An 18421-nucleotide genomic window follows, 5' to 3' on the forward strand; every position below is an offset into this window, starting at 1 on the left:
AGCGACGGGAAACCGGAAAAGTGGAGGAGGAATCCTCCTCGAGAGCCCCGATCTGCCCGGGTGAGAGCACCGCGACGGCTGAGACGGAACGCCCGGACCATGAATCCGCAGGTGCGCCGGACGCCGAGGCCGCAAGCTCGGCTCCGGTCACGTCGGACGCCTCAGGCACCGAGAGCGCCCGGGGCGGCACGGACGACGAGACTCCACCGCTGCTGACGGACGACGAGGAGCGCGGCTACCGCGACCGCTGGCAGGACATCCAGAGCAGGTTCGTGGACGACCCTCGCGAAGCTGTGCACGACGCCGATGCCCTCGCGGCGGACGTCATGCAGACCCTGGCGACTGCCTTCGCCCTCCACAAGAAGGACTTGGAAGGCACATGGAGCCAGGGTCAACGCGTTGACACGGAGGAGCTGCGCGGGGCCCTGCGCCGCTACCGCTCCTTCCTCAACCGGCTGCTCAGTACGTGAGGGTCCCGACATGGCAGACGACTGTGGAGACGTCGTCCGTCGGCACGAACCATCTCGATCCTCGTCGGCCCCTGGCATCCCGCGGCCAGCATGCGCTCAGCGCTCGGAGCGGACCTGCTCTACGAGGCCTGAACGCTCAGCCTCGTCCCTGACCAGCATCGACAGGAGCGAGGCCACGGTCAGACCGGCCTCGGCCGGGTGGCGCAGCACCCGGCTCGGATCGATCTCGTAGCTGTTGACGCGCCCTCGGCGGGTGTGGGAGAGGTAGCCGTCCCGCTCCAGGTCCGAAATGATCTTCTGGACAGCGCGTTCGGTGAGCCGGCAGCGCGCCGCGATGTCACGTATGCGCGCGTCGTGGTTGTCGGCGATGCTGGCCAGCACACGGGCATGGCTGGTGAGGAACGTCCACCCCGTATGCGGCTCCGACACTCCGTCCACTCCGACCATAAGGAAATCCTACGGCCGGGCGGGCAGGCGCGTCCTCAAAAGAGCGAAACAAAATTCATGTATGACTTGACGTGTCAGACAGGACGGGGCGAGCCTGGATCCAGGGATACGTGAGTACCCGCCGAGAGGCAGTCATGCCGGAGTCGCCCTACGAAGCCCAGCCGATGAACGGGGACGCTCGGCCGTTGGTCACCACGCACCGTGACAGTGGCCGTGTCCTCGTCACCATCGTCGGTGAGCTCTGCCTCGACGACAGTGAGATGCTCGGGCGCAAGCTGCGGGCCGCCCTCGACGGCCCGCAGCAGGGTGTGGACCTGGACCTCAGCGGCGTGAAGTTCTGGGACTGTGCCACGCTCAACGTGCTGCTGACTGCCCGTCGGCAGGCGCTCGCCGAGGGCAAGACGATCGCCGTCACCGCTGCCAGTCACATAGTGGAGCGGCTGCTGACTCTCACGGACACGCACAGCCTGCTCGTACCTTCGCGCCAGAAGGCAGATGTCGCTCCCGGCCGGTCCGAGGTGGCCCACCTTCACCGAGCCATGCAGACCCGTCCGGAGATCGACCTCGCCCGGATCAACGCCGCCGACGACCACCGTCCCCGGACTGCCATGGGCCGCGGTCGCTAGGCAATACACCGGTGTCAGATGTCCTGATCACCTTCCTGGCGGCGTTCAGTGGCCGGATCCCGCGCCAGGCAGCCCGCGTGAGCCCGTGAAACGCCCCGTTGAGCCGGCGCTGTGCACGGCAGGCATGGATGCCTGAAAGGGACGCGATGAGCATGGACGTCGAACTCCGTCACCTGCGGGCCTTCACCGCGGTGGCCCGCCACCGCTCGTTCTCCCGTGCCGCCGAGGAACTGCTGATCACACAGCCGACGCTGAGCCGTACGATCGCGCAACTGGAGGGCAACACCTGAACGTCCGCCTGCTCGACCGCTCCTCACGGCACGTCGAACTGACGGACACCGGCGCGGAGTTCCTCGTACACGTCGAGCGGGTCCTCGCGACGCTGGACCAGGCCCTCACGGTCGTGAGTCACCGCGTCACCCTCCGGCTCGGCTTCAGCTGGCTGCTGCCCGATCCCTGGGCACAGCGGACCGTCAGCCGCTTCGAGGAGAGCACGGGAGCGACGGTCGCCCTGACCCGGACCGACGATCCTCTCCAGGCGCTGCGTCAGCGCAGTCTCGACATCGCACTGGTCCGGGGTGAATTCGACGCGCCAAGAGAAGCGCGCACCTTGCCTCTGTTCGACGAGCCGCGCACCGCCGTATGCTCCGAGCGCTGCGATCTGACCCGCCTCGGTCATCTGGACTGGCTGGACGTCCAGTCCTGGCCGCTGGCCGTCAACACGGTCAGCGGTACTACCGGCCCCTGGTCGTGGCCCGTGGACCAGCACCCGGCCCGGATCATCGAGACGGCCGACTACGACGAGTGGCTGGAGACGGTGGCAGCCAACCGCGGCATCGGCATCGTCCCGGAGGTAGCGCAGCGCCGCACCCAGCACCCCGCAGTCCGCTTCGTTCCGCTCACCGACGCACCACCCAGCCCCGTCAGCCTCGTCCACCTGCCCGACGCCCAGCGGACGCTGATCCGCCGGTTCCTGGACGCCGCCGTACAGACGACATCGGAGTGACGCCCGACTGGGCTTCGAGCGAACCGACCGACTCGTGATGATCCAGATCTTCACCCAGTCGGGACGCACCACCGAGGTCGAACAACTCGTCTACGGACCATCGCCAGGCAGCTGGAACCCCTCGGCATCGCCGGCGAGGACATCTTCATCGGCATCACGGAGAACGGCCCTCAGGACTGGTCCTTCGGCCACGGGCGCGCCCCGTACACGGAGGGTCTCCTGGCCGTCGCGCCCACCCACGGCATCACCAAGAGCCGCTCGGGAACCGCATACTGCGCTCATGGAGCAGGACCACCCCCTCGTCCGCGATGTCTTCCCGGATCTCGTCGCAGAGCTGATCACCCTCCTGGAGAACGAAGGAGAACGTGAACTGGCCATCTGTGCGTGGGATCTTCGCCTGGTCGACGACTGCCGATGCAGCGATGACTTTTGCCAGAGCTTCCAGACCGCAGCTCATCCGGACGGGCAGCCGTACGGCGCCGGCCATCGATGCGTGCCGCTCCTGCCCTCGCAGGGCATGCTGTGCCTGGACGTCGTGGACGGCCGGATCATGTACGTCGAAGTTCTCGACCGGCCACCCATGCACCGCCGGAGTGAGCGGCCGTGAGGTCCGCCTGCTCCGCAGGCCGAGTTCGCCACGGTTCCGGAGCTGCTGGAACTCAGGTCCCGTCCGGCGGAGTCCAGGCCGCGACCAGGTCCAGCAGGCCGGGGAAGCGGGCGTTCAGGTCCGTGACGCGGACCTGACTGCGGCGCTCCAGCCCGTACTGACGCTGCCGGGTGACGCCCGCCTCGCGCAGCGCCTTGAAGTGGTGGGTGAGGGAGGACTTGGGGCGGTCAAGGCCGAACCAGCCGCACGTGTGGTCGAACTGCTCGGATTCCAGGAGGAGTTTGCGCACGATGAGCAGGCGCAGCGGATCGCTGAGCGCGGCCAGCACGTTCTCCAGGCGCAGGTCGCCCACCGCCGGTTCCGGCAGCGGTTCGGGCAGCCCTTCGGGCTCCGGCAGCACCTTGACGGCCGGTGCCTGCGCCCGCACGGTGCGCGCCGTCGATGGCATGAGCAGCTCCTCGTGACCTGAAATCCGCTGTACGACTTCGATCGTACAGGATGCTATGTTCGAGAAAACTCGTACTGCATTCACGGAGGGGATCTGTCATGCCCGAGAGCCGAACGGCACCCTTGACGGCGAGGAACGGGCTTCGCCCTGCCGCCGCTCCCACCTGGTGGGTGTGGCTGGCCGCCTGGCCGGTGACCGCGGTCTTCATCCTGTCCAACGCGGCGACGCCGCTGTACGTGCTGTGGCAGCGCGACATCGGGTTCTCCAAGGGCACCCTGACCGTCGTCTTCGCCTTCTACATCGTCGGTCTCATCGGATCCCTGCTCGTCTCCGGTGTGGTCTCCGACCGGCTCGGCCGCAAACCCGTCCTGCTGCCCGCCCTGGGGCTCGCCCTGGCCGCCTGCCTGGTCTTCGCGACCGCGTCCAGCGTGACGGCCCTGATCGTCGCCCGGCTGTTCACCGGCATCGCCGTGGGCGCCGTGGTCTCGGCGGGCATGGCGGCGGTGACCGACGTGGCCGGTCCCGCGCGCAGGCGGCTCGCGGCGCTGCTCGCCTCCTGCGCGATGGTCTTCGGAGCCGGCCTCGGACCACTCCTCGCGGGCATCCTGTCCGAGACCCTGCCCGCACCCACCGTGACCGTCTTCGTGGTCGAGACGGTGCTGCTCGCCACTGCGGTACTCGCCGTGCTGCGCATGCCCCTGCCGCGCCCCGCGGCGCCGGTGTCGGGCGCCTGGATCCGCATACCGGGTGTGCCGCGCGGCAACGGCCTGCAACTCGCCTTCGGCATCGCCGTGTTCGCCCCCGGCATCACCGCGACGTCCTTCGTGCTCTCGCTCGGTCCCTCCCTGCTCTCCGGGCTGCTCGGCACCACCAGCCGGATCGTCGCCGGCGCCATGGCGTTCGCCATGTTCCTGACCGCCACCGGAGTGCAGTTCGCCGCGCAGCGGCTGCGCAGGCGCACCATCCTGGCCGCCGGAGCGGTCGGCACGGCCCTCAGCATGGCCACGCTCATCACAGCCGTGCACAGCTCGTCCGCCCCCGCGCTCATCGCCTCCGCACTGCTGGCCGGCGCCGGTCAGGGCATGGGGCAGCTCGGCGGGCTCTCCCTGCTCAACTCCGCCGTTCCCGCGCAGCGGCTCGCCGAGGCCAACGCCGCGCTCAATGTGGGTGGTTACCTCCCCGCCGGTCTGCTGCCGGTCTCGGCGGGCTACCTCAGCGACACCATCGGCCTGACCGACGGCGCAACCGTCTTCGGGGCCGTCCTGCTGAGCCTCGCGGTCATCGGTGGCGCGGTGGTCGTCGCCTGCCGCAGCCGGGTCACCGAAGCCCTGTGACACGAACCGACCGTCACACGCGTACCCGCAGGTGCGGCAGGATGCGGGGCCGCCCTCCGGGATGGCGGTTCGCCGCGGACTCTCGGAACCGTCGGCCAGGCGCAGGCCGGGACGGCGTTCCCGATGACGGTTCACCGCGGGCTCTCGGAACCGTCGGCCAGGCACAGGCCAGGACGGCGTTCCCGATGACGGTTCACCGCGGGCTCTCGGAACCGTCGGCCAGGCACAGGCCAGGACGGCGTTCCCGATGACGGTTCGCCGCGGACTCTCGCAACCGTCGGCCAGGCGCAGGCCAGGACGGCGTTCCCGATGACGGTTCGCCGCGGACTCTCGCAACCGTCGGCCAGGCGCAGGCCAGGACGGCGTTCCCGATGGCGGTTCGCCGCGGGCTCTCGGTACCGTCGGCCAGGCGCAGGCCGGGACGGCGTTCCAGCAGGTCGCAGGCGCGGTCGCGCACCGCGGCCGGGACAGGGCGGCACCGAGGCAGCGGTGGGGACGCCGTGACCGAAGCCGCTGTGGCCCTCGGTGCCGTCCTGCGGGCGGCGGGGGACGCCGAGGCGGTCGGGGGCGTCGCGGCAGCGCGGGTTCCGGTTGGCGAAGGCCAGGATGCTGCCCGCGCCCGGCCCGCTGCGCACCCCGCCGTGACCTGCACGTGAGCGGGAGGCCCCGCTGCTGCACGGTCGGCGGGCACCGGTGCGCGTGCCGGTGCCCCGGGCCGTCCGGCTCGGGCAGGTCCACGCTCGCCCGGGCACTCGTCGGCCCGTGTCCGCCGTACGGCAGGTCGCCGATCACGTCGCCGACCTGCACCTGGGCCGCATCGTGGAACACGCCGCCGCCGAAGACCTGTTCCGTTCACCCCGCCACGCGTACACACGGCTCCTCCTGGACGCGGCACCGACTCGCGTCGGCCGCGGAGGATGACCTTCGCTGCCCCAAGGCCGATACTGAGGAACAGGACTCCCTTCGTCTGTCATCAAGCAGACCCCGAGATGCCTGATGACCCGTCAGTAAGGTCGGCGTTTGGTTCAGCATCAGTCGTACCGCCGGGGTCCATGACCGGCCGCACCCGTATCGACCAGGGAAAACACAGGCCAAAGACGCACTGCTAGGCTTCTTAGGAGATACAGATGAGGATGTTGATCAACGTCCCGGAGACCGTGGTGGCGGATGCGCTGCGGGGCATCGCGGCCGCTCATCCGGACCTGACCGTGGACGTGGAGAACCGGGTGATCATCCGCCGGGACGCTCCCGTGGCCGGGCAGGTCGCGCTCGTCTCCGGCGGTGGGTCGGGGCACGAGCCGCTGCACGGCGGATTCGTCGGTCCGGGCATGCTCTCGGCCGCCTGTCCCGGAGAGGTGTTCACCTCGCCGGTGCCGGACCAGATGGCGCGGGCCGCGGCCGCCGTCGACAGCGGGGCCGGCGTGCTGTTCGTCGTGAAGAACTACACCGGTGACGTGCTCAACTTCGACATGGCCGCCGAACTCGCCGAGGACGAGGGCATCCAGGTCGCGAAGGTACTGGTCAACGACGACGTGGCGGTCACCGACAGCCTGTACACGGCCGGGCGCCGTGGCACCGGCGCGACCCTGTTCGTGGAGAAGATCGCGGGAGCCGCCGCGGCCGAGGGACAGCCACTGGAGCGGGTGGAGGCCGTCGGGCGCCAGGTGAACGAGAACTCCCGCAGCTTCGGTGTCGCGCTGAGCGCCGTCACCACCCCGGCCAAGGGCACCCCGACCTTCGATCTGCCCTCCGGCGAGCTGGAGTTGGGCATCGGCATCCACGGCGAGCCGGGCCGGGAGCGGCGGGCGATGATGACCTCCGGCGAGATCGCCGACTTCGCGGTGCACGCCATCCTGGAGGACATGCCCCCGCGCAACCCCGTGCTCGTCCTGGTCAACGGCATGGGCGCCACCCCGCTGCTGGAGCTGTACGGCTTCAACGCCGAGGTGCAGCGGGTGCTCGGCGACCGGGGCGTGACCGTGGCCCGCACCCTCGTCGGCAACTACGTCACCTCCCTCGACATGGCGGGCGCCTCGGTCACCCTGTGCCAGGTCGACGAGGAACTGCTGCGGCTGTGGGACGCGCCGGTGAAGACCCCGGCGCTGCGCTGGGGGATGTGATACGGCGGACGAAGCGGTCAACACCTCTACCACGCAAGGAGATCCAGTGCTCGACGCCGATTTCTTCCGCCGTTGGCTGACGGCGACCGCCGCGTCCGTGAACCGGGAGGCGGAGCGGCTCACCGCCCTCGACTCGGCCATCGGGGACGCCGACCACGGCAGCAATATGCAGCGCGGGTTCACCGCCGTCCTGGCCGCTCTGGAGGAGGAGGCGCCGGACACGCCGGGTGCGGTGCTGACCCTGGCCGGGCGTCGGCTGATCTCGACGGTCGGCGGGGCGTCCGGGCCGCTCTACGGCACGCTGCTGCGCCGGGCCGGCAAGGCGCTCGGGGAGACTCCCGAGGTCAGCGAGAAGCAGCTGGCCGAGGCGTTGCGAGCGGGCGTGGACGGGGTGATGGCGCTGGGCGGTGCGGCACCCGGCGACAAGACCATGATCGACGCGCTGGTCCCGGCCGTGGACGCGCTCGCCGACGGCTTCGCCGCGGCGCGGGCGGCCGCCGAGGGGGGTGCGGTGGCCACCACACCGTTGCAGGCCCGCAAGGGCCGGGCCAGCTATCTCGGCGAGCGCAGCATCGGCCATCAGGATCCGGGAGCCACGTCCTCGGCCCTGTTGATCGCCGGACTCGCGGAAGCGGCTGCGGGGTCCTCGGGTGAGTGACGAGAAGCGCGTCGGGATCGTGCTGGTGTCGCACAGCGCGGAGGTCGCGGCCTCCGTCGCCGAGCTGGCGAAGGGGCTGGCGGGCGGGGCCACGGCGGTGCCGGTCGCCCCGGCGGGCGGCACCGAGGCCGGCGGGCTCGGCACCAGCGCCGAGCTGATCTCGGCGGCGGCGGCTTCCGTGGACCGGGGTGTCGGTGTCGCGCTGCTCACCGACCTCGGCAGCGCGGTGCTCACCGTGAAGGCGCTGCTCGCCGAGGGCGGGGAACTTCCGGAGGGCGCGCGGCTGCTGGATGCGCCGTTCGTCGAGGGTGCGGTGGCTGCGGTGGTCACGGCGGCCACGGGGGCGGATCTGGATACGGTGGAGGCGGCGGCCGTGGAGGCATACAGCTACCGGAAGGCGTGAGGGCTCCGCCCCTGGCCCTCGGCCTTTGCCTTCCCCCGCATCCGACTCGGCAGGCGGTAAGGACGCCCGGTCATCCCGACTCGGTACGGCGTCCGCGGCCCGGCCGGCCTCGGGCCCTGTGCCGGGAACGGCGGCGGCACGTCCGAGCCGGAGGACAGACGGCCGCGGTCGTGTTCCTGGCCTCGGACCCGGCGAGCAACGACCACGGGGCGGCACTGTCCGTGGACAACGGCCGGGCCGCCGTCCGAGACCATGCCTCCCGCATCCCATGCGGGCCCGCACCACCGGGTCCGTGGGCGCAGCGGTCCCAGGTCTCATTCGGGCCGTAGGAACAGCCGGGCCAGCCGTTCCCCCTCGGCCACCGCCGCCTGGCGGTCCTCGATGGGCGTGATCCGCGAGTCCTTGAAGACGATGTAGGTGACACCGGAGGCCACTCCGCCGAGGCGCGGGTCGGGGTGGATGCCGAGGCCCTCGGCGGTGGCGTAGGAGGCCTCGCCGATGAGTTCGCGGGGGCCGGTGTCGCCGACGACCGCGTACTGCACCCGGCCCTGGTAGATCACGGCCGCCACGGAGCCGCCCTCGATGCCGTACGCCCGGTGGTCCCAGATGTCGCTCGACGCCGGGATCACGATGTAGGGCAGGGACTCGGCCTTCAGGCGGTGGTCGTCGGACTGCTGGTAGGCGGTGGCGGCCGTGAAGAACGGGTCGGTGCGGCGGTTGCAGCGGGCGGTGGGCTGTCCGTCGCAGTCGACGTCCAGGTCGGCCTTCCAGAACACCGCCCCGGGGGTGCCGCAGACGGGGATGTCCGCGGGAGCGCCGTCGTCGGCGCGGTACCGGCCCCGGGAGACCTGGGTGCACGTGCGCACCCGGTCCAGCAGGTCGGCGGCGGTCACGGTGTCGTCGCTGTGGGCGACGTGCCCCTTCCGGGGCAGCTCTGTGGCGGCAGAAAGCGTCGTCGGGGCGAGCAGGGCGGCACTGGCCGCGACCAGCGTCAGCGACTGGACACGCACTCTGGGGGACCCTCTCCTTGGGGACATTCCGGACACGATGCCCAATGTGGTGCGGGCCTGCGTGTAGGGCCACCCCGATGGGGCCGGATGGAGCATCGTCCTGACGCCCTGTGAGAAGGCAACAGGGGCCGGGGGCCTGAGCCTGCGTCGGCCCAGGCGCCCCGGCCGCCCGCGTCGGCGCGGGTCCGGCGACGACAGCTTTTCCGCGCCTCGGGCATGAACTCCCTTGCCTTCCCGGGGAGTTCAGCCGCAGGGAGACCTCAGCATACGCAACTCTCCCCCGCGGTCACCCATACGACCCCCTTGCTACGGCCGTACCGGCCGGGCATATTGGTCCGGACCTTTGCCGTGGTGCCGTCCCCCGGGAGGCAGAACCGTGCGACGCGTTCCCCTGCTGCCCGTGCTGATCTGCGCAGCCCTGATGCTGGTCGTGTCCTGCGGCCGGAGCGGTGCGGCCGACGGCGACGGCGGCCGGGCACCCGGAGCCCCGACGGGCGTCACCGCGGCGGCCGGGAGCGCCACCACCGTGCACGTGATGTGGAACGCGGTGCCGGACGTACCCGGGGTCCGCACGTACGAGGTGTATCGCGGCTCCACGAAGGTCACGGAAGTACCGGGCTCGCAACACATGGTGGACGTCACCAGGCTCAGGCCGTCGACCATGTATGCCTTCTCCGTGCGGGCCCGGGACTCGGACGGCCGCCTCGGGCCGCCGAGCCGCGAGGTGCAGGCGCGGACGCCCGCCGAGACGGCGGCGGACCGCTCGGCCCCGACCCGCCCGCTGAGGCCGGCCGGGCGGGCGGTCGGCAGCCGGGCGGTCCAGCTGTCCTGGGCCGCCTCCCGGGACGACCGGGGCGTGGTGTCGTACGACGTCTGCCAGGGCGGTGCGAAGATTCACAGCGTCGGCGGGAACCAGACCGCGACCGTGGTCACCGGGTTGCGGCCCGGCACCCGGTACGTCTTCACGGTGCGGGCCCGGGATGCGGCCGACAACCTCTCGCCCGCGAGCGCGCCCGTCCGTCTCACCACGCCGGGCTCCGACGACGGCCGGGACACCGCGCCGACCGGGTTCACGGCGACGACCCACCGGTCGGCCGGGGCCTACTACCTCGATCTGTCCTGGGATCCGCCGCGCGTGGACGGGGTGATCACGGAGTACCAGATCCAGCTCGACGGCGCCGCGGCCACGTCCCTGGTGTGGGGCGGCGACCCGCCGCGCGGGTGGGCCCGCTACAGCTTCTACGTCGGGCAGGACGCGGGGGCCGCACACCGGGTGCGGCTGCGGGCGCGGCTGCCGGACGGCACCTGGGGTGGGTTCTCGGCGGAGCGGACGGTGACCACGGGCGCGGACGGCTGACGGCCGGCAGCCGGGTACGGGCCCGTCCGGCGGGCCGGCCTGCACCGGACGGAGCAATCCGTCACCTGGCCGGGTGCGTCCCGCGTGCGGCCGGGACCGGGGACGCTTTTGCTGCCCTTGAGGCAGCACGGACGTTTCCCGACCCTCGGCGGCGCATGGGACGTACCGCCAACCGTGCCGCCGGAGGCCAGCCAATGCGAAACTCCCGACTCCTCCTCCGCTCCGGCCTGACCCTGGCGGCCGCCGCCGCGCTCCCGGCCTCACTGGCCGGGCCGTCCGCCGCGGCCTCGGGAATCTCCGTGAGCACCACCGGGTCCACGGTCTCGGTCGTCACCAGCTCATGCACGCTGAACAACGGCAGCTGGGGCAATGCCTCGCTGCTCAGCAGCCGCCAGGCGAACTTCGCCCAGGGCCGGCAGGCGGCCCTGTCGGGTACGACCATCAGCCAGTCCGCGGCCTGGTCGGGAGTGAGCCCGGGGACGTACACGGTCGTCGTGGTCTGCTCCAACGGCTCCACCGCCGGCTCCCAGTCCGTCATCGTCTCCGCGCCGGCCGCCCCCGCGGTCCCCACGACCTCCTCGACGTCCAGATCCGCGCCCTCGCGGGGCGTGATGGGCGGCCTCGGCGGCGCGGCCCGGGACTACGGCCCGCTCACCCTGGGCATCGGCGCGGCCCTGGTGGGCTCCGGCGTCATCGCCACGGCCTGGTTCCTGCGCCGCCGCTCAAAGCCGTACCGCCTCTGAGCCGACGGCAGCCGCCGACCGGACCCACCACCCCCAACACCCCACCAGGCCGGAGCACAGGGCGACCGGCAGCCGAGCGCAGCAACCCGCCGCAGACGAGCGCAAGGCAGGCGAGAGCCGGGCGCGGCAACCCACCGCAGGTGGGTGGGGGCCGCGCGGTTGCAGGGCTGGGCGGGCCGCGGTTCTCAGGCGGATGTGCCGTTTGCCGGATCCGGAACCGGTTTCCGTGCTTCGTCGGGCAGTTCGGCGAACTCCTTCAGGGCGTGGGTGAGCCACTGGGTCCAGAAGGTCTCCAGGTCGATGCCCGCCCGCAGGACCAGGTGGCGCAGTCGGTCCTGCGGGGCGTCCCGGTCCGGCGGGAAGTCGCGCTGCTCGATCTCCTCGTACTCGGCCAACTGCCGCTGGTGCAGCTCCAGATGGCGGCGCAGGTCGGCCTCCAGGCCCGCCGTGCCGACGACCGCCGCGGCGCGCAGCCGCAGCAGCAGGATGTCGCGTTGCGGCTTGGGGTCCTGGGAGGCGGCGGTCCAGCGGGCCAGTTCGGCGCGGCCCGCGGGCAGGACCTCGTAACTCTTCTTCTGCCCGCGGGCCGGCTGCTCGGCCGGCAGGGTGCGGATGGAGCCCTCGGCCTCCAGTTTCGCCAGCTCGCGGTAGATCTGCTGGTGCGTCGCGGACCAGAAGTAGCCGATCGACTTGTCGAACCGGCGGGTCAGCTCCAGACCCGACGACGGCTTCTCCAGCAGGGCGGTGAGGATGGCGTGCGGGAGGGACATGGGCTCATCCTAAGGACCCGGCGTACGGCCCCTACAGGGCTGCGGCCAGTTCCGTGCCCTGCTTGATGGCCCGCTTGGCGTCCAGCTCGGCCGCGACATCGGCGCCGCCGATCAGGTGCACGCTGCGCCCGGCGGCGACCAGTTCCTCGTACAGGTCGCGGCGCGGCTCCTGGCCGGTGCAGAGCACCACGGTGTCGACCTCGAGGACCGTGCTCTCCTCGCCGACGGTGATGTGCAGCCCCGCGTCGTCGATGCGGTCGTAGCGCACGCCGGGGACCATGGTCACGCCACGGTGCTTCAGCTCGGTGCGGTGGATCCAGCCGGTGGTCTTGCCGAGTCCGGCGCCGACCTTGGTGGTCTTGCGCTGGAGCAGGTGGACCGTGCGCGGCGGGGCCGGCCGCTGCGGGGCCGCGAGGCCGCCCGGTGCCGTGTAGTCCATGTCGACGCCCCAGTTGCGGAAGTACGTCTCGGGGTCCTCGCTCGCCTTGTCGGCGCCGTCGGTGAGGTACTCGGCGACGTCGAAGCCGATGCCGCCGGCGCCGAGGACGGCCACGCGGTCGCCGACGGGGGCGCCGTCGCGCAGGACGTCGAGGTAGCCGAGGACGCGGGGGTGGTCGACGCCGGGGATGTCGGGGGTGCGCGGGGTGACGCCGGTGGCGACGACGACCTCGTCGTAGTCGGTGAGGTCCGCGGAGGTGATCCAGGTGTCGAGGCGTACGTCCACGCCGTGCGCGTCGAGCTGGTGGCGGAAGTAGCGCAGCGTCTCGTCGAACTCCTGCTTGCCGGGGACCTTGCGGGCCACGTTCAGCTGGCCGCCGATCTCGCTCGCGGCGTCGAACAGGGTGACCTCGTGGCCGCGTTCGGCCGCGCTGACGGCGCAGGCGAGTCCGGCCGGGCCGGCGCCCACGACGGCGACGCGCTTGCGCCGCCGGGTCGCGGAGAGCACCAGCTCCGTCTCGTGACAGGCGCGCGGGTTGACCAGGCAGGAGGTGATCTGCCCGCTGAAGGTGTGGTCGAGGCAGGCCTGGTTGCAGCCGATGCAGGTGTTGATCGCCTCGGGCGTGCCGGCCGCGGCCTTGTTGACGAAGTCGGGGTCGGCGAGCATCGGGCGGGCCATGGACACCATGTCCGCGTGGCCGTCGGCGAGCAGTTCCTCGGCCAGTTCGGGGGTGTTGATGCGGTTGGTGGTCACCAGCGGCACGGACACCTCGCCCATGAGCTTCTTGGTGACCCAGGTGTACGCGCCGCGCGGCACCGAGGTGGCGATGGTCGGGATACGGGCCTCGTGCCAGCCGATGCCGGTGTTGATGATCGTCGCTCCGGCGGCCTCGACGGCCTTGGCGAGGGTGACGACCTCCGCCAGGGAGGAGCCGCCCGGGACCAGGTCCAGCATGGAGAGCCGGTAGATGATGATGAAGTCCTCGCCGACGGCCTCGCGCACCCGCCGGACGATCTCCACCGGGAAGCGCATCCGGTTCTCGTACGAGCCGCCCCAGCGGTCCTCGCGGTGGTTGGTCTGCGCGGCGATGAACTCGTTGATGAGGTAGCCCTCGGAGCCCATGATCTCGACGCCGTCGTAGCCGGCCTGCCGGGCGAGGCGGGCGGCGCGGGCGTAGTCGTCGATGGTCCGCTCGATGTCGGCGTCACCGAGTTCGCGGGGCACGAAGGGGCTGATCGGGGCCTGCAGGGCGCTCGGGGCGACCAGGTCCCGGTGGTAGGCGTACCGGCCGAAGTGCAGGATCTGCATCGCGATCCGGCCGCCCTCGCGGTGCACGGCCTCGGTGACGGCCTTGTGCTGCTCGGCCTCCGCCTCGGTGGTGAGCTTGGCGCCGCCCTCGTACGGCCGGCCCTCGTCATTGGGCGCGATACCGCCGGTGACGATGAGCCCCACTCCCCCGCGGGCCCGGGCCGCGTAGAACGCCGCCATGCGCTCGAACCCGCGCTCGGCCTCCTCCAGACCGACGTGCATGGAGCCCATGAGCACGCGGTTGGGCAGCGTGGTGAAGCCCAGGTCGAGCGGGGACATCAGGTGCGGGTATCGGCTCATCGGGCCCTCCGTGCGCGGTGTCGTCGTCTCTGTTGTAGAGGACCCCGAGCCCATTGTGCAACTAGTTGCATAACCGCGCCGAGGTGAACCCGATCACCTTGTAACTACTAGTATGTACACTAACGGACGATCGCAGGACCGCTCCGGAGGGGAACACCGCCATGCCTTTCGTCCGCATCGACGCGCTGGGCGCCGACAGCGACCGCCTCGACGCTCTCGGCCGCGCCGTACAGGACGCCCTGGTGGAAACGATCGGCGTCCCGCCCGACGACCGCTTCCAGGTCCTGGTGGGGCACGACGGCGTCGGCAGCACCCTGCGCCACGGCGGCTACCTGGGCGTGCGCCGGGACGACGGGATCGTCTTCGTGGCGATCACGATGCGCTCAGGGCGCACGCCCGGCCAGAAGCGGGCGCTGTACCGGCGGATCGCCGAGCTCGCGCACGCGTACGCGGGCACCGAGCCGCGCAATGTGTTCGTCACCGTCACCGAGAACGAGTCGGTGGACTGGTCGCTCGGCAACGGCGAAGCGCAGTACGCCCCGGCCGACGGCGGCGATGCGCAGGCGGCCGGGGCGGTGTAGCCGGGCCGGTGTTACCGGCTTTCGAGCAGGACGTGCAGTTCCCTCTCCTGGTCCCCAGAGGCCGAGGAAAGGTTGCGCACCGCGAAGAGGGAGGCCAGCGTCATGTGGAGCCGGTTGATCGCCCAGTAGCCGCCCTGCGCGTCGGCCTCGACGGTGGACGAGAGCCGGGCGGGCGGCTTGCAGGTGTGGGCGTCGGTGACTTCGAACGTGCCGAGCCACACCATGGGACGTGTCTCGTGGAGCTGCTGCGGCACGTCGTCGGCGGACCGGTCGGACTCGAAGCACTCGCACAGCGCGTCGAACACGATCCGGGCGTCTTCCTTGCTGCATCCGCTGATCTCGAGGGAGACGGACTCCTCGTGCGATCGCTCACGGGCCATCGTGATCGCTCCTCTCATGGCGGTGGCGCGACAGCGCGGGTTCCCCGCACACCGCGCCACCTCCCAAGAAAACCACCACTTTCCGGAAATGCACCACCTGTCGCAGATCCGGAGGCGGGAGGCGGAGGCGGCCGGGGCTCAGCCGCGCGAGAATTTGTACGTCTTGCTGTCCGTGAGCACGCAGAACCCCGGCGATATGACGATCACGCGCAGAATGCCGGTCCGGCGGTCGTAGTCGATGCCCTCCGTCTCGAAGGTGCCCGAGCACGAGCTGCGCAGCGGGAGCTGGCGCAGGGCCGTGACGTGCCCGGAGACGTCCGCCGAGCCCGGGGCCGCGGACAGATCGATCCGGAGCAGCGGCTTGGTCATGCCGAACAGGGAGCCGTCCGGGTCGTCGGAGGAGCACAGCAGGGTCGTCGGGCCGGAGAAGTCGCAGCCCTGGACGTCGCGCACGGCATGGTCGAGGTTGACCTGGGAGGCCTGCGGGAGGTTCGCCGAGGGCGAGGTGCCCGGGTTGACGCCCGGGGTGGGGAAGACGAGCAGGCGGTTCATGGTGCCCCACTCGCCCGACAGCATCCACTGGCCGTCCGGCGAGATCGCGTCCCAGGAGTTGTTCAGGGCCTCGCCGGGACTCAGCGTGTGGACGTACTCCGACCAGGCGCCGCCCGGCGCCTGCACGCGGAACATCTTCGAGTTGCCGGAGTCCTGCTGGTAGGGCTCGATGTAGTAGCCGTTGTACGAGGCGTCGGGGTCGCCGACGTGGCTCCAGCCGCGGCTGGAGACGCCGAGCGGGATGGTGCCGATGCCGGTGTACCGGTTGGGGCTGTTCGCCGGGACCTCCACCGAGGTCAGACCCTGGCTCTCGGTCAGCGGGTCGGCACGGTCGGAGCCGGCCTCGATCCAGGTGTCGGCGGCAAAGGCCGGGGCGGGTGCGGCGAGGGACACGACGGCGGCGGTGGCCAGGGTGACGAGTCCGGTGAGGACTGCGTGACAACGCTGCCGGGCGGGCGCGGGCATGGCCGACTCCTCGGAACGGGCGGTGGGGGCACTCGGTCGGCGGACAGTCTGGCCCGACTGCGTGGTCATGTACAGACCAATGGAGCAACATGTGAACTCTCCTGCCCCCGGAGATACGGGTCCTGCGCGGTCACCCGATTCGGCGGCCGGACCGCGCGCGCCGCGCCGTGGTGACTTCGGCGGACGTCTGCCGCCGTGTTGAGAGATGGTGGAGGTTGACGGCGACGGCGTCGGAGAGTCGAGTGTGAGCGCGGTAGAACAAGGGGAGTCGGCACGGGGGACGACGTGCCGTTCGGACGGGCGAAGGCGGTGCGTGGCATGAGTGCAGCCGAGGCTCCGGTGGCGGAGGGCGACGAGCCCGCGCGCGGGCCGGTGCGGCCGAGCGGGCTGCTCGACGTCCTGGGCGTGGCCTCGGTGGTGCTGGACGCCGAGGGCCGCATCGTGCTGTGGAGCCCCCAGGCGGAGGAACTGTTCGGCTACTCGGCGCGGGAGGCGCTGGGGCAGTTCGCCGCCCGGCTGATGGTGCACGAGGAGCACGTCCACCTGGTCGGCAAGCTGTTCGCCGATGTGATGCGGACCGGTCAGAGCTGGGCCGGGGCGTTCCCCGTCCGGGTCAAGGACGGCGGCACGCGGCTGGTGGAGTTCCGCAACATGCGCCTGCTGGACGACCGGGGCGACGTGTACGCGCTGGGGCTCGCGGCCGACCGGTCCACGGTGCGCCGCCTCGAACAGGACGTGGCGCTGTCCGAGCGGATGGTGAAACAGTCGCCGATCGGGTTCGCCGTACTGGACATGGACCTGCGGTACGTCTCGGTCAACCCGGCCCTGGCGAAGATCAACGGCGTCCCCGCCGAGGAGCACGTCGGGCGGACGATCGGCGACGTGCTGCCGCTGCTGGACGTCGACGCCCTGGAAGCCGCGGTCCGCCGGGTCATGGAGACCGGGGTGCCGCTCGTCGACCAGTCCACCATCGGGCGGACCCCGGCGGACCCGGACCAGGACCACGCCTGGTCGGTGTCGTTCTACCGGCTGGAGGACGCCGGGGGCACGGTGCTGGGCGTCGCATGCTCCGTGGTGGACGTCACCGAGCAGTACCGGGGGCGCATCGAGACCGAGAGCGCGCGGCGCCGTCTCGCCGTCATCGCCGACGCCTCCGCCCGGATCGGTACGACGCTGGAGCTGGAACGCACCGCCTTCGAACTGGCGGAGGTCGCGGTGCCCGAGCTGGCCGACGTGGCCGCCGTGGACCTGCTGGACGCGGTCGTGGAGGGCCGGCCCAGCACGCTCGGCCCGTCGGAGCCCGCGGTGATCCGGGCCCTGGCGCTGCGCGCCGAGCAGGAGTCGGACGCCGTACGGGCCGCCGACACACCCGGCCAGATCGCCCGGTACGCGCCCGACCGCCTGGTCACCCAGTGCGTCCGTACGGGTGAGGCGGTGCTGGTGCAGCAGGTGAAGGACGAGGATCTGCCGCGCATCGCCCGCTCCGCCGAGGCGGCCGTGCTGCTGGGCCGGGCGGGCCTGCACTCGTATCTCGCCGTGCCGCTGATCGCCCGCGGCGAGGTGCTCGGCGCCCTCGACCTCAAACGCACCCGCAATCCGGCGCCCTTCGGCGAGGACGACGTCCTGCTGGCCCGTGAGCTGGCGGCGCGCGCGGCCGTGCAGATCGACAACGCCCGCTGGTACCAGAACGCCCGCAACACCGCGCTCACCCTCCAGCGCAGCCTGCTGCCCAGCCATCCGCCGGTGACGACCGGCCTGGAGGTGGCCTCCCGCTACCAGCCGGCGGGCGCCACCAGCGAGGTCGGCGGCGACTGGTTCGACGTCATCCCGCTGGAGGGCGGCAGGACGGCGCTGGTGGTCGGCGACGTGATGGGCAGCGGCATCAGCGCGGCCGCCACGATGGGCCGGCTGCGCACCGCGACCACCACGCTGGCCTCGCTCGGCCTCGACCCGGCGGTGCTGCTGGAGCACCTGGACAAGACGACCTCGGCCCTGGACCACTCCATCGCCACCTGCGTGTACGCCGTCCACGATCCGCATCTGCGCCAGTGCCGGATCGCCAACGCCGGCCACCTGCCCCCGGCCCGGGTCCGCCCCGGCCGCCCGCCGGAGCTGCTCGACCTGCCCACCGGGGTGCCGCTGGGTGTGGGCGGGGTCGAGTTCTCCACCGTGACCGTCGACTTCGAGCCGGGCGACGAGCTGGTCTTCTACACCGACGGACTGGTCGAGACCCGCTGCCATTCGCTGGACGAACGCCTGGACTTCATGCTGTCCCTGCTCGACGACCCCGCCCGTCCGCTGGAGGAGGTCTGTGACCTGCTCCTGCGGACGCTGCACCATCCCGACAACCACGACGACGTGGCCCTGCTCATCGCCCGGGCGCAGGAGCTGCCGTAG

General features: G+C 71.6%; 22 protein-coding genes. 15 read left to right on the plus strand and 7 right to left on the minus strand.

Going from position 1 to position 18421, the window contains the following annotated elements:
* The first annotated feature begins 20 nt into the window (after positions 1–20).
* Positions 21–470, plus strand: a complete 450-nt coding sequence (locus AQI88_RS15855) for a hypothetical protein (protein WP_244184147.1) — start codon at positions 21–23, stop codon at positions 468–470.
* 96 nt (positions 471–566) lie between these two features.
* On the opposite strand, the gene AQI88_RS15860 is transcribed toward AQI88_RS15855, so the two are convergent.
* Positions 567–908: a MarR family transcriptional regulator gene (locus tag AQI88_RS15860; protein ID WP_107118578.1), complete on the minus strand. Its 342-nt coding sequence runs from the start codon at positions 906–908 to the stop codon at positions 567–569.
* Between the two features lie 119 nt (positions 909–1027).
* Between AQI88_RS15860 and AQI88_RS15865 the strand changes: the two genes are divergently transcribed.
* The 5 genes from AQI88_RS15865 to AQI88_RS15875 all read left to right on the plus strand — a co-directional run bounded on the left by AQI88_RS15865 (position 1028) and on the right by AQI88_RS15875 (position 3156).
* Positions 1028–1543: an STAS domain-containing protein gene (locus tag AQI88_RS15865; RefSeq protein ID WP_208615797.1), complete on the plus strand. Its 516-nt coding sequence runs from the start codon at positions 1028–1030 to the stop codon at positions 1541–1543.
* Positions 1544–1689: 146 nt separating this feature from the next.
* Entirely contained in the window at positions 1690–1833 is a 144-nt protein-coding gene (locus AQI88_RS48480) for a helix-turn-helix domain-containing protein (RefSeq protein WP_279616546.1), read from the plus strand.
* 113 nt (positions 1834–1946) lie between these two features.
* Positions 1947–2549: a substrate-binding domain-containing protein gene (locus AQI88_RS15870; RefSeq protein ID WP_279616547.1), complete on the plus strand. Its 603-nt coding sequence runs from the start codon at positions 1947–1949 to the stop codon at positions 2547–2549.
* A 126-nt stretch (positions 2550–2675) separates the two neighbouring features.
* Positions 2676–2918 carry a tautomerase family protein gene (locus tag AQI88_RS45025; protein ID WP_244184167.1) on the plus strand — a complete coding sequence of 81 codons (243 nt, stop codon included), beginning with the start codon at positions 2676–2678 and terminating at the stop codon, positions 2916–2918.
* Positions 2830–3156, plus strand: a complete 327-nt coding sequence (locus AQI88_RS15875; protein ID WP_066998672.1) for a hypothetical protein — start codon at positions 2830–2832, stop codon at positions 3154–3156. The genes AQI88_RS45025 and AQI88_RS15875 overlap by 89 nt, the downstream gene beginning before the upstream one ends.
* Before the next feature lie 52 nt (positions 3157–3208).
* On the opposite strand, the gene AQI88_RS15880 is transcribed toward AQI88_RS15875, so the two are convergent.
* On the minus strand, positions 3209–3604 hold the full coding sequence (locus tag AQI88_RS15880; protein ID WP_066998675.1) for an ArsR/SmtB family transcription factor: 396 nt from the start codon (positions 3602–3604) through the stop codon (positions 3209–3211).
* Between the two features lie 98 nt (positions 3605–3702).
* Between AQI88_RS15880 and AQI88_RS15885 the strand changes: the two genes are divergently transcribed.
* From AQI88_RS15885 to AQI88_RS15900, 5 genes are all read left to right on the plus strand, one after another.
* The gene (locus tag AQI88_RS15885; RefSeq protein WP_066998678.1) at positions 3703–4938 is read left to right on the plus strand and encodes an MFS transporter; all 1236 of its coding nucleotides are present in this window, start codon (positions 3703–3705) and stop codon (positions 4936–4938) included.
* Between the two features lie 762 nt (positions 4939–5700).
* Positions 5701–5859, plus strand: coding sequence for an ABC transporter ATP-binding protein (locus tag AQI88_RS45930; protein ID WP_159050341.1), 159 nt, complete (start codon positions 5701–5703; stop codon positions 5857–5859).
* Between the two features lie 206 nt (positions 5860–6065).
* Positions 6066–7058, plus strand: a complete 993-nt coding sequence (gene dhaK / locus AQI88_RS15890) for a dihydroxyacetone kinase subunit DhaK (RefSeq protein WP_066998680.1) — start codon at positions 6066–6068, stop codon at positions 7056–7058.
* Positions 7059–7104: 46 nt separating this feature from the next.
* The gene (dhaL, locus tag AQI88_RS15895; protein WP_066998683.1) at positions 7105–7716 is read left to right on the plus strand and encodes a dihydroxyacetone kinase subunit DhaL; all 612 of its coding nucleotides are present in this window, start codon (positions 7105–7107) and stop codon (positions 7714–7716) included.
* Entirely contained in the window at positions 7709–8119 is a 411-nt protein-coding gene (locus tag AQI88_RS15900) for a PTS-dependent dihydroxyacetone kinase phosphotransferase subunit DhaM (RefSeq protein ID WP_066998686.1), read from the plus strand. Before dhaL ends, AQI88_RS15900 begins: the two co-directional genes overlap by 8 nt.
* A gap of 314 nt (positions 8120–8433) precedes the next feature.
* Here AQI88_RS15900 and AQI88_RS15905 read toward each other — a convergent pair whose 3' ends face one another.
* Positions 8434–9129 carry a glycoside hydrolase family 75 protein gene (locus tag AQI88_RS15905; RefSeq protein WP_066998690.1) on the minus strand — a complete coding sequence of 232 codons (696 nt, stop codon included), beginning with the start codon at positions 9127–9129 and terminating at the stop codon, positions 8434–8436.
* Between the two features lie 421 nt (positions 9130–9550).
* Here AQI88_RS15905 and AQI88_RS15910 point away from each other — a divergent pair, with 421 nt between their 5' ends.
* Both AQI88_RS15910 and AQI88_RS15915 read left to right on the plus strand, forming a co-directional pair.
* The gene (locus AQI88_RS15910; RefSeq protein ID WP_208615809.1) at positions 9551–10486 is read left to right on the plus strand and encodes a fibronectin type III domain-containing protein; all 936 of its coding nucleotides are present in this window, start codon (positions 9551–9553) and stop codon (positions 10484–10486) included.
* 194 nt (positions 10487–10680) lie between these two features.
* A complete protein-coding gene (locus AQI88_RS15915; protein ID WP_066998697.1) occupies positions 10681–11229 on the plus strand; it encodes a hypothetical protein in 549 nt (182 codons plus the stop codon).
* Positions 11230–11414: 185 nt separating this feature from the next.
* Here the strand turns inward: AQI88_RS15915 and AQI88_RS15920 are convergent, their stop codons facing one another.
* Both AQI88_RS15920 and AQI88_RS15925 read right to left on the minus strand, forming a co-directional pair.
* On the minus strand, positions 11415–11999 hold the full coding sequence (locus AQI88_RS15920; RefSeq protein WP_066998701.1) for a PadR family transcriptional regulator: 585 nt from the start codon (positions 11997–11999) through the stop codon (positions 11415–11417).
* Between the two features lie 31 nt (positions 12000–12030).
* The gene (locus tag AQI88_RS15925; protein ID WP_066998704.1) at positions 12031–14046 is read right to left on the minus strand and encodes an NADPH-dependent 2,4-dienoyl-CoA reductase; all 2016 of its coding nucleotides are present in this window, start codon (positions 14044–14046) and stop codon (positions 12031–12033) included.
* 161 nt (positions 14047–14207) lie between these two features.
* On the opposite strand from AQI88_RS15925, the gene AQI88_RS15930 reads away from it, so the two are divergent.
* Positions 14208–14627, plus strand: a complete 420-nt coding sequence (locus AQI88_RS15930) for a tautomerase family protein (RefSeq protein WP_066998707.1) — start codon at positions 14208–14210, stop codon at positions 14625–14627.
* 11 nt (positions 14628–14638) lie between these two features.
* Here AQI88_RS15930 and AQI88_RS15935 read toward each other — a convergent pair whose 3' ends face one another.
* Together AQI88_RS15935 and AQI88_RS15940 are read right to left on the minus strand one after the other, a co-directional pair.
* Positions 14639–15007 carry a hypothetical protein gene (locus tag AQI88_RS15935; RefSeq protein WP_066998710.1) on the minus strand — a complete coding sequence of 123 codons (369 nt, stop codon included), beginning with the start codon at positions 15005–15007 and terminating at the stop codon, positions 14639–14641.
* A gap of 138 nt (positions 15008–15145) precedes the next feature.
* Positions 15146–16024 carry a hypothetical protein gene (locus tag AQI88_RS15940; RefSeq protein WP_066998713.1) on the minus strand — a complete coding sequence of 293 codons (879 nt, stop codon included), beginning with the start codon at positions 16022–16024 and terminating at the stop codon, positions 15146–15148.
* A 318-nt stretch (positions 16025–16342) separates the two neighbouring features.
* Between AQI88_RS15940 and AQI88_RS15945 the strand changes: the two genes are divergently transcribed.
* Positions 16343–18421: a SpoIIE family protein phosphatase gene (locus tag AQI88_RS15945; RefSeq protein WP_208615798.1), complete on the plus strand. Its 2079-nt coding sequence runs from the start codon at positions 16343–16345 to the stop codon at positions 18419–18421.

The organism is Streptomyces cellostaticus, from assembly GCF_001513965.1.
In the GTDB taxonomy this organism is placed as follows: Bacteria; Actinomycetota; Actinomycetes; order Streptomycetales; family Streptomycetaceae; genus Streptomyces; species Streptomyces cellostaticus.

Coding starts and splice junctions, on each gene's coding strand:
- AQI88_RS15935 (WP_066998710.1), bottom strand. CDS start 15,007: ATGGCCCGTGAGCGATCGCACGAGGAGTCCGTCTCCCTCGAGATCAGC.
- dhaK (WP_066998680.1), top strand. CDS start 6,066: ATGAGGATGTTGATCAACGTCCCGGAGACCGTGGTGGCGGATGCGCTG.
- AQI88_RS15945 (WP_208615798.1), top strand. CDS start 16,343: ATGAGTGCAGCCGAGGCTCCGGTGGCGGAGGGCGACGAGCCCGCGCGC.
- AQI88_RS15880 (WP_066998675.1), bottom strand. CDS start 3,604: ATGCCATCGACGGCGCGCACCGTGCGGGCGCAGGCACCGGCCGTCAAG.
- AQI88_RS15940 (WP_066998713.1), bottom strand. CDS start 16,024: ATGCCCGCGCCCGCCCGGCAGCGTTGTCACGCAGTCCTCACCGGACTC.
- AQI88_RS15885 (WP_066998678.1), top strand. CDS start 3,703: ATGCCCGAGAGCCGAACGGCACCCTTGACGGCGAGGAACGGGCTTCGC.
- AQI88_RS15925 (WP_066998704.1), bottom strand. CDS start 14,046: ATGAGCCGATACCCGCACCTGATGTCCCCGCTCGACCTGGGCTTCACC.
- AQI88_RS15910 (WP_208615809.1), top strand. CDS start 9,551: ATGCTGGTCGTGTCCTGCGGCCGGAGCGGTGCGGCCGACGGCGACGGC.
- AQI88_RS15920 (WP_066998701.1), bottom strand. CDS start 11,999: ATGTCCCTCCCGCACGCCATCCTCACCGCCCTGCTGGAGAAGCCGTCG.
- AQI88_RS15875 (WP_066998672.1), top strand. CDS start 2,830: ATGGAGCAGGACCACCCCCTCGTCCGCGATGTCTTCCCGGATCTCGTC.
- AQI88_RS15930 (WP_066998707.1), top strand. CDS start 14,208: ATGCCTTTCGTCCGCATCGACGCGCTGGGCGCCGACAGCGACCGCCTC.
- AQI88_RS15915 (WP_066998697.1), top strand. CDS start 10,681: ATGCGAAACTCCCGACTCCTCCTCCGCTCCGGCCTGACCCTGGCGGCC.
- AQI88_RS48480 (WP_279616546.1), top strand. CDS start 1,690: ATGAGCATGGACGTCGAACTCCGTCACCTGCGGGCCTTCACCGCGGTG.